Origin of the sequence: Nostoc sp. C057 (assembly GCF_013393925.1) — a bacterium.
In the GTDB taxonomy this organism is placed as follows: domain Bacteria; phylum Cyanobacteriota; class Cyanobacteriia; order Cyanobacteriales; family Nostocaceae; genus Nostoc; species Nostoc muscorum_A.
This window is the reverse complement of sequence record NZ_CP040281.1, coordinates 1,978,506-1,991,608: the sequence shown is the minus strand read 5'-3', so window position 1 is coordinate 1,991,608 and position 13,103 is coordinate 1,978,506. Positions and strand designations below refer to the sequence as shown.

The window sequence follows — 13,103 nt, the reverse complement described above, 5'->3', positions numbered from 1 at the left end:
TTTCCTCGTTTTAAGCCAATTTAAAAAATGGGAGTTGCTGAATCATGGGATGATTTAGCCAAATTTGGAAGGATTTATCAATGCACCCGCTAATTCATCCCGCATTTATGCAACGCCAAAAAATGATTGCGACAAGAAAGTAATTCCTAATCCAAAATCTAAAATCGTATTAAGCCATAGGATGTGGACACGGATTTAGGTCATCTGCGGTACGTCGCTCACCGTAACCTAACCTTTCTGGTACCTTGAACAACCGCCGAGTTCCCAATGGCTCTAGTCCATAGCCAAAATATATTGGGACTAGTTCACTGGCTAAAGTCCGCACTACTCGAAAACCGAGCGACTCAATATCAGGGGTTGTAATTTCCACTAAATAAGGTTCAACACCCACTGAATGCAACCTGGCAATGACCGATTGCAATTTTTCTACCTCTACTGAAGATGCATAAGTTGGTAAATCTTCAACCGTTAGGTATTGGTCATGCTCCAACAAAAATTCCAACTCGCGTAGCCGAGCCGTTTTGTAGAAAAAAGCGCTGTGATCGTCCAAATTCTGCACATCTTCATATTTATTGAGATTAATCCCAGTGCCGCTAGCCATGCGTTCTATATCACCAAAACGGGCTTGGCAAACTTCAAAAATTGCCTTACGAAGCGCAGTTGACCCATCGAGATGGCATCCTAGACCAGTTGCAACAGCTGGACTTTTACCTGAACGGTCAATTAACATTGCCATCACAACTGGGATCTGAATATCAGTAATCAAATAGAACGTAACTAGCTCAATGCCAAATCGGGCGTAGTGGCTTAAAATTTCCGTCTCAATTCCTGGACGGTGAGCGAAATAAATGCGTGGGGCAGGTAGGCGGTTTAACCATGTAATTATAAAAGCATCGCGCTCAATCAACTCGCACAAGCCACTGCAAACAGCAAACTCAAGAGTTGGGCCACTAGCCATACCATTAGAAGTGACCGGTAAAATATAATCTCCTGGTAGATTGCTATCCCAGTCGAAATAAACCATAAATGCTGGAACTAAAACCTGTAGGTTGCTTGCTAGAGAAAGGGCAGGTATCCACGAAGTCTGCGTTGCCGGATCGAAAGGTGAATATGGAAAATTGGGGTCAGAGTATTGTTTGTCAGAAAAAGAGAAAAAAGTTGGAGGATGGACGGCGCAATGACTTAATTCTGCGTAGCTACTGACAATTAGTTGCCGATAATCTACAATACCACCACAGTAGCGCTCTACAGCTTCGCCAACTGCACCAAAAATTGCTTGTTCATCAGTCATGCCCCTACCTACGCCGTAGCGTAAATCATCCTGCTGTTTGCGAAGTTGGAAATTTGCTAATTCGGCTTGCCACAAAACTGGCAGATCAAACTCTGTATAAGGCTTGGTAAATCTATCAATGGCTCGGATGATTCCCGTATGCGGGCTAACTAAATCGCGCCAGCGTGGACTAGCGATCGCTGCATTCACTTTGTTTTCTCCTATCCTGAGCGAATGGCACTAAGTTAATGGCAAAGCCCTGATATAACTTGCTTTTTGAGTGTGGGGAGTGTGGGGAGTGGGGGAAGTGTGGGGAGAAAGAGGAGAAATTGAATAACTGCATATCAACAAATGCTGCATTGCCTCCACATCCTCCCACACCATGCCCTGACGAGGTTTCAGCTTTTCTTAGTGCCATTCTGTCCTGAACAATGTGGACAACCAGGTTTCTTCAGCACAACGTTGTGAGTCAGCTTTGTGCCGAGCAAGTCTAGGTGCAGTAATTTACCGTCAGTGGCGATTGGCAAACCGAGCAACATCTTCAATGTTTCAAGAGCCAGATAACTACCAACCAACATCTGCGCGATCGGTAAGTTTTCTCGCAAACGCGGTTGAGAACGGCGTTCTCGGTCAAGAAACTGCTCAATAGCGAATTCCGCCTCTGGAAGCTTGGCACAGGCAATAGAGCGCATCCGATAGCAAAGATAGCAAGGGCCATCCTGAGAAAAGACTAGCGGCCCAAAAGTTCCTTCAACACCAACTGCGCCACCTGGTAGCAATGGGCGCTGCATCTTCAGGCATAGTCTGTTCAGGCGATAAGCGAGATTGACAGATACGGCATCGGTAGCGACAATCACCAGATCAACGTCCTCAAGCAAAGCATTTACTGTTTCGTCGTTAGTTAAAGGATCTGTCACAGTTTCAGTTTGGGTTACTTTTGCGATCGCCTCGATTTGTCGAGCTGCTTCCACACCTCGAAAAGCACCTATTTGATTAAAGACTGAGCCTGACATCATCGGGAAATCAGACGGAAATGTGCAGACATCATCACATAGGCGGAGAAAACCGATACCAGCACTAGCCAAATTAATTGCAGCTATCAACCCTGAACCTCCGAGTCCAAAAACAGCAATCCTCGCGTTCGCTAAGTGCTTCTGGGCATCTTTTTGCTTAAAGCCTAGCTCATGATAGAGGCTGATTTGAGGAAGTAAATATGCACGACTATCTAAATCAACTGGATCTTCCAGCAACTCATCTACTAAGCGATTGTCCATCAAAAACTCTAAACATTGATTTAGTGAAGAATCTGTCAACTTTTCGCAAATTGCCGCCCGGATTTCTCCTATTGTTCGGGAACCATCTAATAAAGGTAAAACAATTTTTTCTACATTATGTAGTGCTTGACCCTTCACTGTCAGGGTTCGCCGCCTCGTATTGAATATCATAGTTTCTTCGCCATTGCAATCTGACCGCATAATGTGAACGACAACGTGTTCTAGTAGACGCAGGCGTTGAGCATCATTTAATTTCATAGGCTTTGTTTTATTATCCCAAGCTTCATCAAAGAAATAGAAAAATCTGAAAACTCGGTTGTATCCAAAAATATTTATGACTTACGCACAGCTAATCAAAAATGAACCACAGAGGACGCAGAGGTCACGGAGGAATGAGAGTTTGAGAGGATTTTTGCGTAAGTTCTGATATTGAGAAAATGAAAAACCCTGCTTTTGCAGCTATAAAAGTGATGAATGCAAAAACAACAGCTTAAAAGACAGGGTTTTTCTAACTTTTAAAGCCAGATATTGTGGTTCTAAAGTTAAAAAACTTGGTTTCTCAAATTACGGAATTGCTGTTCTATTTCCAGGTTATTTAGTATCCAAAACCGACCTCATCGGTGTCGTCTAGCACACCTGATATTGTTCCACCTTCAGTAACTCGACATCCGCATCCCCGACATCCGCCGCATCCCCGACATCCTCCGCATCCCCGACATCCGCATCCCCGACATCCGCCGCATCCCCGACATCCGCATCCCCGACATCCGACACATCCGACACATCCACCGCAATTAGCAAACCATCTTTGACTAGTCTCAGATTCAAACATTCCTGGCATTGCTAACTTTTCTAAAGCTGCAATTTCCTCATCGGACAACAGTAGTTGTTCAAGTTTGTCTGCTTTGTCTTCTAAACGCATATCTATTGTTTGTTGGGTCAGTGTTTTTTCTGCAAGCATGGTTACTCATTCCTTTCAAATTAAATTCATTAGGCTGTTTTTAAATCTGCATTCGAGTCAGTCAAAAGCTGTAATGATCTTCATGTATCAATCAGCTTTCACGGAAGAAATGATGTTGGAACTAGCGAATGTAAAGGATGATCAAAAAATCAGATGACAGTTAATGTCTAACTATCATTCACATCCGGTTATAGTTAAACAAAAACACTCAGTCTTTTATTCAGAATCTTACTAATCCACAAAAGATAAAAATCACTTTTTGGCAAGTTAAGGAAAATATCACCTAGGACAATACAGGCTGATTAAAGTTTTAATCATTTAAAGATCCTTCCAACCCTGAATAAAAAAGACTTATATATTTATGTACCTCCTTTTTCAGGAGGTCGCCACAGGGAGGGATATCTCGACGTAATTGTATTGTTTCATGGAATTTATCTTCCCTAAAACCTTGTTTTTGAGAATGTTTTTGCTACTGTTAGCGTCACATTCTCTTCTTTTGATCCTCTAACTGTTATAACATTATCTTTTTCTAGAGTTTTTTATTCATACCTAAGTAATATTGTTTTTAGTCTTGATAGTAATATTTTTATTTCTTAAGTAGGATTATCTTTATTTTGGATAGCGCCTAATATTACTTTCTGCATTGTTTGCTGATGCAGAAAAGCCTAGAGAGGCTTTAAAATAAAAAGCATACTGACAGTAAAGATCCATTTTGTAATAGCGCTGATAGCGAATCTTAAGTTAGGGGAATATATAAGATAGGTTTTAAATACTGGCATAAAGCTTATTTACTTGACACTCGAATAAAAAATCAGGTTTAACTGATGAGCGATTTAAGAGTTTGGCTTGCAGGCTACACTAAAGCTTTATTTCGTTCTTTACCTTTATTATGGACAGCAGCACCCAGAGAAATAGTCTTGTTGATTGCTGTCACGGTATTACAAGGTTTTCTTCCTGCCATAAGTGTTTGGATAACCAAGCTAGTGGTAGATACTGTAGCAACAGCCTTAATATCTGGTAGAGAATTAGGTTATGCAACTCTTGCCCCTTTGGTAGGAGGATGGGTTGGAGCTTTGCTACTAGAATCACTGCTGTATCCTTGGGTATTGGCACTGCAAGGAAATCTCAATGACAAATTAACGGCTCACATTAGCTTATTATTAATGCGGAAAGCTGATACTTTTTCAGATTTGAGCCGTTTTGAAGATTCTCTGTTCTATGATGAGCTACAACTGTTGCAACAACAAGTTGGCTATAAACCACTGAATTTACTGGAAAATTTGGTTGAATCAGGTCGATCTTTAGTGACCTTAATAGTGATAGTTGGGTTACTAGTTCCTCTAGCTTTTTGGATACCACTGGTGATAGCGATCGCAACTATACCCCAGATAGTGGTTTCTTCTCAGTATGGCAAAGCTATTTGGCTAAATTTATTTGAGAACAGTCCCCAAGCTCGAAGAATGGAATATTACACTTCGGTGATGCTTACTGATACCTATGCCAAAGAAATCAGGTTATTTAAGCTAGGTTCCTTTTTTATCGAGCGTTATCTGCAAGCATTTCAGTCTTTACATCAATCTATGCGCTATCTGAGGGACAAGCAAGCATTTTGGTCGTCTAGTCTAGCTATCCTCAGCACTTTGGGAAATGGTTTTTCTTTCTACTGGGTGGTACAGAAAGCTTTTAAAAGAGAATTCAGTCCAGGTAGTGTACTTTTATTTGTACAGTCATTGACTTACTTCCAGAATAACCTTGAAAGATTGGTGGCTAATTGGCTGGATCTGTTTGAAAATATTCTCTACATGCAACAGTTTTTCAATTTTCTTGACAGTCCAATCCCCATGCTACTGAGCGTACCTGGAGAAAAAGTACCTACTCCGATTCGTTCAGGTATTACTTTTGAAAAAGTTGATTTTTACTATCCAGATGGTAGATTAGCACTCCAAGATATTTCTTTTACCCTTTTCCCTGGACAAACAGTAGCCATAGTAGGAGAAAATGGTGCAGGGAAAACTACTTTAGTCAAGCTGTTAACCAGGCTATACGATCCAACGCAAGGATGTATTCTAGTCGATGGTATAGACCTCAGAAATTTAAATTTAGAGCAATGGCGGCAGCAAATTGCTGGAGTTTTTCAAGACTTTGGTCACTATGCGCTGACGCTGGGGGAAAATATCGCTTTAGGAAACCTAGCTGCTCTAGAGCATCCAGACATTCTCAAATACGCGATTGAAAAAGCCGATATTGTCAAACTAGTCGATCATTTTCCTACAAAGGAGGCTACACCACTGGGGAAGCAGTTTGGCGGTACAGAACTTTCTGGAGGCCAATGGCAAAAGTTAGCTCTAGCTCGTGCTTTTGTCCGCCAAGAAGCCCAGGTTTTGCTATTGGATGAGCCTACTGCTGCACTCGACCCCCGCAGTGAGTGTGATCTTTACCTTCGCTTTATTGAGCTAGCTGAGGGTAAGACTACAATCTTGATTACCCATCGACTGGCTTCAGTGCGTATAGCTGACCGAATCTTAGTTCTCAAATCTGGTCATTTAATTGAGGATGGTACTCATCAAGAACTTTTACAGCGTGGAGGCGAATATACCGCACTATGGAATATGCAGGCAAAACAGTATGGCATTTCTCATTAACACTCGTAATTCTTCAGATATCTAAATTTAGGGTTGCCAGTGAGGAGACAGTATATGCAATTCCGTATTTTGATTGCAAGAACGAATGATGCTTTTAAATTATGATGCGATCGCTAGCCCAAAAATTCTGTTGATCAGCCCGATTTTTAGCATATTTTTAAGTACTATTGCTTATTGATAAAAGCTCTATAAGCTTAACCTCTCACAATGGGCGCTACTACGCTATTTCGGCTATGGCAAAGGGATCACTTTTTATAGCTGGACGAGTGACCAATTCTCCCAGTACGGATCAAAAGCGGTTCTAATGACTGTCAGAGAAGCAACCCTTAGTGGTGCAGAAAAGTCCTGAAGGCTTGATATATGGGGAATTTTACTAAGACAAGGGTGACAGAGAGGGGGAAGACATGGGATGCTCAAGTTTCCACACAAAAACTACTCCATGTCAGTCCCCCATCTTTATCGTCAACTGCAAGTTCAACTAAGTCAATGGATTTGTCCCCAAGATCAACGACATCTGCAAGTCTTTTGTGAGAATGTCGCCGCCATTTTGCAAGCTCAAAGCGCCTGTCTGAGCCACTGGTTGCCCTATCTGAGTCATAGGGAGTGCAAAGCTCGCAGCCACATGGAGCGCTTAAACTACTTTGTCCATAATCCCAAAATCACTGCCGAAACCTTCTATTTTCCTATGTTGCAGCAGTTCTTGAACTCCTGGGAGGGCATGGCGATGACACTAACACTTGATACCAGTATGTTATGGGATCAATATTGCTTAATTGAGATCTGTTTAGTTTGGGGTGGACGCTCTATTCCACTTGGTCAAACGGTATTGGAGCATGGCAGTGCCACCGTGGGCTTTGAGGACTACTGCCCCGTGTTAGAAACGACGTTAAGGCTGCTGCCGGCAGAATGTCATGTGACGTTGTTAGCGGGATCGAGGATTTGAACATGGTGCGTTGATCCGGTGGTTACGGGAGCATCAATGGTCGTGGTCTATTCGGGCGAAATCGGACTTGAACATTACCCTCTCCAATGGTCAAACGGCTGCGGTTGCAAACTTGCTTCCCCAAGAGGGCGAAGCTTATCTGTTTCGAAAAGTCAAAGTTTTGCAGGACATTGAGTGTCATCTCGCCACCGCTCATTTAGCTCTGGCAAGTGAGGCTTGGGCTGTCCTCTCCGATGTGCCGCCGTCCTTGCAGACTTTTGAGGTTTATGGTCAGCGATTTGGCGGCATTGAGCCACATTTTAAGGATTATAAGTCCGCCGCTTTTGAACTCATCCGCTCCCACTTGCGCGACCCTCAAGCGCTGAATTGTTTGTTGATGTTGCTAGCGCCTGCCACCTTAATTGCTATTGCTGTTGCGGTGGTGGTGGTCGGTGAAGGTCGGCGCAAAATGCTGGATTGGCACAGCCAGAGGGGATTGAGTTTCTTACAATTAGGATTACGCGAAATTGAACGGTTGTGTTATCAACGCCTCCCAATTCCTCTATTAGCTACCTTACCTCGGAAGAGTCCCCCATCTGCCACTGCTTCACTTAAAAAACGAACGCAGATAGAGCAACAAATTGAGTTCTCCCGTGTCACTGTGTTCTCAACTTGAGACTTCGGAAAGTTTTCTGCACCACTAAGGAAGCAACCTATGTCCTTTTCCAGGGGACGAAGAGTTGAAACACATCTGGTCTAGACCCGAATGGCACGCTTGTTAATCGCAAAGCCCTGATATAGCGTTTACTAAGCAACTGAGGTACACCCAAATCTTGGTTAGTAAGGTTAGTAGCTTTGAAAACGTACCTCACCAGATCGGTAAGCGCTATATAACTTGCTTTTTGAGTGGGGGGAGTGGGGGAAGTGTGGGGAGAAAGAGGAGAAATTGAATAACTGCATATCAACAAATGCTGCATTGCCTCCCCATCCTCCCACACCTCCCACACCCTGCCAGCAAGGAGGTTTCAGCTTTTCAAGCGTGCCATTCGGTCTAGACCCCTTGTTCAAGAGTTCTAGATCGTAGATGCAAAGCAGTGTCTTGTCAGACATCGCAACCTAAATAAATGTCAGAACTTACGCAAAAATAGCCAAAACATTGATTTTCTGGTAGAGACAATTAATGAATTGCGTCTACCGTGTGTAGTTTTGCGTAAGTCCTAGATGTAATCAAATTGCTCCTCTGGTCTTAGCAAATATTAATTAGAAAATGGATTTAGTATTACTTCACTTCGCTGGGTTCAAACTTTGTCACCTTACCTTTCTTAATCGCTACAATCACATCGTAGTGAGAACAGTAAGCAAATGTGACATCATTGGCTTTGTTATAAAGGTTAACTACATGACCTGCACCACCTAACTGGATACCGATTGGCTCCAAGTCACCAAAAAAGAAACGACGTAATTGATCGCCACTACCAATCTGACCCTTACTTTTAGTAAGCAAATCTAGTTTCTGCGTTACAGATAATTCTTCGGCTGCTGATGCCTGCACTAATGACGGATTGATCGCTTTTAATGGTACGTCCCAAACTGTGAAAAAACCAACCAAAGCAAAACTTGTAAGTAAGGGTGCGAGTTTCATTTGTGACTCTCTTTTCTGTTTTATCCTGAACATCCCAAGCATCTCAGTTAGGAGTGAGAACTTATTGAAACTAAGCCACTATTTTCATGAATTTATCCTTTGAGAAAATTTAGTTAATTCTCAGCACTTTCTCAGGCAATGATGGTAACTCAAAGTCACAGCATAATTTAAGTATTTTCTCAACAAAACCTCATTCTGAACTGCGTGACGGCAACTTATAATGAGCAATGCTTTTATTGCAGTGATGCTATTGTGACTAGGCCCAAAAGACCACATCGCTTAATTCATAGAGTTTCAGGACAAACATATCTCTGGCTAGCAATGCTAATTTTTGCAGCATCTGGCGCAGTTACCCGAAGGCTAACAGAAATCGGTGCTGAACATTTTATTGGGGAGCGTAATCCGATTTCTTTATGTAATGTTTTATTTGTGGGGAACCTTTGCGCCTTGATACTTTTGATCCTCATCTATGGGCGACAGTGGAACAAAGCCACTTTGAAGCAACTCTCAAGGACGGATTGGGTCAGTTTAACAGCAGTAGCTATTTTATCGGGAGCGTTAGCCCCTGGCTTAATTTTTCAGGCACTTTCAGTCACAGGGGTAAATAATGTCATCTTAGTAGGACGTTTGGAACCGCCTCTAACTCTAGCTTTGTCAGTCTGGTTGTTGAGGGAACGGGTAAATATTTGGGAATTTATCGGAGCGATCGCAGCGTTTGTCGGTGTTATCCTAACTATCATCCTCCAGCCTCCAACAGAAGCCATGATGAATATGGGAGGTTTCAGTTTAGGCATAGGGGAACTTTTAGCAGCAGTAGGATCTATAGCTGCAACGGCTTCTACGATTATTGGTAAGAAATATCTTTCACAGATCCCTTTGGGAATCTATAGCATATTTCGGACTGCACTAGGAACCATAATCTTTTTCTTCATTGCTTTAGTCCTCTATGGCAAAGATCATTTTGCTGATGTCCTCTCACCGTTCTTATGGCAATGGATGTTTCTCTACGGTGGGTTAATTGTGGTGCTAGGCCAGTCTTTTTTGATTAAAGGCTTGAAAACTTCTACTGTATCTACGGCTTCCTTAATTGGCTCATTTGGCCCAATTGTGGGCATCTTAGCAGCCTATTTAATTTTGGGTGAAGCCCCTACCTTACCTCAATATATTGGCGGTAGCGTGATTTTAGTAGGTATATTTTTGAGCCAAGTTGGTAATTGGCGTAAGACTTCTAGCATTGCGTCTGGCAAAGTGAGTTCGATTCCGGCACAGCAACAGGTAGAAACTGATATGGGATTCAAGGGGATTTGAATGAGGCAGAAGGATTTTGGATTGAAGAATCTAAAATCTAAAATTGAAGGGGTAGGGAACAGAAGGGAAGAAAGCTTATGCCCTATGCCTTTGCGTTATTTTTAACTGTACAGTTATTACTGCCTTGCTGCACTAGTATGTCAAAATAAAAATACCCGATACATCAAGGTGAGCGATCGCTCCCAAAGCTAGATTAAAGGATTGACCTGAGCAATGGCAGACCAAACCAATCACAATCAAGCGGGAGAAGTAGCTCCCAGCACTGTTGACAAGCAAGCTCCCAGCGTGGCTGAAGAAAACGCTCCGAGTACAGACTCACCTGAAGCCACAGACCTTCCTACTGCCAACGCGCCAGATCCAAACGCTGCTAAACCAACTGCGACACCCCCCAAGCGAGAAAAACCCGCAGCCGCAGCTAAAGCCGCAGTAGGCGAAAAACCCGCCGCAGCCGCAGAAGAAAAACCCGCAGCTAAAGCCGCCAAAAAGGAAAAAGCCCCATCTGTTGAAGATAAGCCATTTGTAGAGTTTATCGAGCAAGACTACTTGCCAGCTTTACAAAAAGCGATCGCTCAACAAGGTGTGCAAGATTTACAGGTGTCTTTTGCCAAGCAGAAAGTGCCAATTACTGGCTTTGAATCTGCTGAAGAATGCTGGCAAATTATCGGCAGTTGGAAAGAAACTGGTGCGCGTCAGTTTAACCTGTATTTCCCCGAAGAAGATATTCAAGGGAAAAAGGGATTTTCCTGTAATGAAGGCAAAAAACCTAGCACTCTTGAGTCCTTCTTAATCGATGAGCGCAAAATTACACTCGATTTGCTAGTATTCGGCTTAGTTCAGCGCTTGGACGGTCAAAAGTGGCTAGGTATAAATTAGTCATTGGTCATTAGTCATTGGTTTTTAACAAAGGACAAATGACAAATGACAAAGGACAATTTAAAGTTCGTGGAAATGGTAGATAACGGCTCCAGTATTGGGGTCGTTATCTATTTTTACATAACCTGATTTGTACATCTCATTGAGAGTAGCTTCCACTTCCGCAAAGCTAGCTCCCGTGAACTTCACGCCTTGAGTAACAGTTAAAATACCACCTTTGCTTTCCGCCGCTTCAATCAGTTTAATCATCAGTTGGTTGCCTGTTGGAAGGTGGACTTGAGAGGCAACCACTGCTTGATTCAACGGTACTCCAAAGGGAGATACACCTGCTTTTAGTCTCAGCTTGTGTTCGTATTCGTCAACCATGCCAGGGATGAGAAGCAAATCCACAGTCTGCCCTATATAAAACAAACCAAAAGTACACAGCCACAGCAAACCCGTGCCTATCTTGCCATTGTATAAGCGGTGCAGTCCTCCTAATCCGAAAAATCCAACTGCACACAAGATGTAAGAGACAAGAAGTCGGTCTTTATGCTGATTGTTTTCAAGATTCATCTTGTTTTCAACCCTTTGGATTTGCTTTTGTTGTCTAAAATGGGTTTTCTATGTTGTAGTAGCAACTACAGAAAATTACTGAGGTTATGGCGATTTAAAATACAAAAAATGCGTGCTACTCCACTCGATCAAAACCCTGCTAATCACCGAACTACGTTTATTTGACTACTAATCCGCGATTTTTGATTCCGTAAATATTGAATGATTGTTGCAACTCTTAATCTTTTACTTACAAATTTCTCACCCGCACCTTGGTAGACTAAACTTTATACAATTGGATTATTGTGGGCTGTTACGCCTTAACAGAACATTAACCTTGGCTTTCTGGTGAGGTAGTCCGGTCTTGGGGGTTTCCCCCATGAGGAACTGCCGAACCCGAAGGGTCTACTTAAGATAATAAAGACGAAAGAGCAATCAAGACATGGTAGATTCCCTCAAAAAACCAGGCTTTGAAGAAATCCGGCCAGGGATTAAAGTCCCGGCAAAAGAAACCCTGTTAACACCTCGGTTTTATACTACCGATTTTGATGAAATGGCGCGGATGGATATCTCCGTCAATGAAGACGAGTTACAAGCCATTCTCGAAGAGTTCCGCACTGACTACAACCGCCATCACTTTGTTCGGGATGCGGAGTTTGACCAATCCTGGGATCATATTGACGGGGAAACTCGCAAGTTGTTCGTTGAGTTTCTAGAACGTTCTTGTACGGCAGAGTTTTCTGGCTTTTTGCTATATAAAGAACTTGGCCGTCGCTTGAAAGGAAAAAACCCTGTCTTGGCAGAGTGTTTTAACCTGATGTCACGGGATGAAGCACGTCACGCTGGCTTTTTGAATAAAGCTTTGTCGGACTTTAATCTGTCCCTAGATTTAGGGTTTTTGACTAAGAGTCGCAGTTATACCTTCTTTAAACCGAAATTCATCTTCTACGCTACTTATCTTTCTGAGAAAATCGGTTATTGGCGCTACATCACCATTTATCGCCATTTAGAAGCACATCCCGAAGACCGGGTTTATCCAATCTTCCGGTTCTTTGAGAACTGGTGTCAGGATGAAAACCGTCACGGCGATTTCTTTGATGCGGTTATGAAATCTCAGCCGCAAATGTTGAATGATTGGAAAGCACGGCTGTGGAGTCGGTTCTTCCTGTTGTCGGTATTTGCGACAATGTATCTCAATGACATCCAACGCAAGGACTTTTATGCAACCCTGGGATTGGATGCACGAGAATACGACATTCATGTAATTCAGAAGACTAATGAAAACGCCGGTCGGGTATTCCCACTAATGCTGGATGTAGAGAATCCTGAGTTTTATCAGCGACTGGATACTTGTATCAGCAATAACGAGAAGCTGGGTGCGATCGCTAATTCCAGCACTCCCAAATTCCTGCAATTCTTCCAAAAACTGCCACTTTACATCTCCAATGGCTGGCAGTTATTACGGCTGTACCTGATGAAACCGATTGATACTGTTTCTGCTCAAGGGGCAGTTCGTTAATTTATAACAGATTTGCGAAAGCTTTAGTGGTTCTGCTGATTGCAGAGCCACTTTTTTGTCTTAAATATTATAGGTTAGCCGATTAGTGCTGCGATCGCTAATTTATTAGCAGGCAAAAATTGGATTTGATGAAAAAATTAGTTTAATAATTTTGTCTT

At 42.6% G+C, this 13,103-nt stretch carries 9 protein-coding genes and 1 pseudogene; 5 read left to right on the top strand and 5 right to left on the bottom strand.

Features of this window, described 5'->3' with window-relative positions; genetic code table 11:
- Window positions 1-169: 169 nt before the first annotated feature.
- From FD724_RS09055 to FD724_RS09045, 3 genes are all read right to left on the bottom strand, one after another.
- Window positions 170-1,480 carry a YcaO-like family protein gene (locus FD724_RS09055; RefSeq protein WP_179072377.1) on the bottom strand — a complete coding sequence of 437 codons (1,311 nt, stop codon included), beginning with the start codon at window positions 1,478-1,480 and terminating at the stop codon, window positions 170-172.
- Window positions 1,481-1,668: 188 nt separating this feature from the next.
- On the bottom strand, window positions 1,669-2,802 hold the full coding sequence (locus FD724_RS09050; RefSeq protein WP_179072376.1) for a TOMM precursor leader peptide-binding protein: 1,134 nt from the start codon (window positions 2,800-2,802) through the stop codon (window positions 1,669-1,671).
- 337 nt (window positions 2,803-3,139) lie between these two features.
- Window positions 3,140-3,505 carry a hypothetical protein gene (locus FD724_RS09045; protein ID WP_179072375.1) on the bottom strand — a complete coding sequence of 122 codons (366 nt, stop codon included), beginning with the start codon at window positions 3,503-3,505 and terminating at the stop codon, window positions 3,140-3,142.
- An 824-nt stretch (window positions 3,506-4,329) separates the two neighbouring features.
- Between FD724_RS09045 and FD724_RS09040 the strand changes: the two genes are divergently transcribed.
- Entirely contained in the window at window positions 4,330-6,147 is a 1,818-nt protein-coding gene (locus tag FD724_RS09040) for an ABC transporter ATP-binding protein (protein WP_179072374.1), read from the top strand.
- 439 nt (window positions 6,148-6,586) lie between these two features.
- A pseudogene (locus FD724_RS09035) lies at window positions 6,587-7,745 on the top strand (transposase).
- A gap of 603 nt (window positions 7,746-8,348) precedes the next feature.
- Here the strand turns inward: FD724_RS09035 and FD724_RS09030 are convergent.
- Complete coding sequence (locus FD724_RS09030; protein ID WP_179072373.1) at window positions 8,349-8,711, bottom strand: hypothetical protein; 363 nt, start codon at window positions 8,709-8,711, stop codon at window positions 8,349-8,351.
- Between the two features lie 252 nt (window positions 8,712-8,963).
- Between FD724_RS09030 and FD724_RS09025 the strand changes: the two genes are divergently transcribed.
- Entirely contained in the window at window positions 8,964-10,019 is a 1,056-nt protein-coding gene (locus FD724_RS09025) for a DMT family transporter (protein ID WP_179072372.1), read from the top strand.
- 213 nt (window positions 10,020-10,232) lie between these two features.
- Window positions 10,233-10,892 carry a DUF2996 domain-containing protein gene (locus FD724_RS09020; RefSeq protein ID WP_179072371.1) on the top strand — a complete coding sequence of 220 codons (660 nt, stop codon included), beginning with the start codon at window positions 10,233-10,235 and terminating at the stop codon, window positions 10,890-10,892.
- 60 nt (window positions 10,893-10,952) lie between these two features.
- Here the strand turns inward: FD724_RS09020 and FD724_RS09015 are convergent, their stop codons facing one another.
- Entirely contained in the window at window positions 10,953-11,447 is a 495-nt protein-coding gene (locus FD724_RS09015) for a TM2 domain-containing protein (protein ID WP_179072370.1), read from the bottom strand.
- A 421-nt stretch (window positions 11,448-11,868) separates the two neighbouring features.
- Here FD724_RS09015 and acsF point away from each other — a divergent pair, with 421 nt between their 5' ends.
- Complete coding sequence (gene acsF / locus FD724_RS09010; protein WP_174709100.1) at window positions 11,869-12,945, top strand: magnesium-protoporphyrin IX monomethyl ester (oxidative) cyclase; 1,077 nt, start codon at window positions 11,869-11,871, stop codon at window positions 12,943-12,945.
- The last annotated feature ends 158 nt before the right edge of the window (window positions 12,946-13,103 follow it).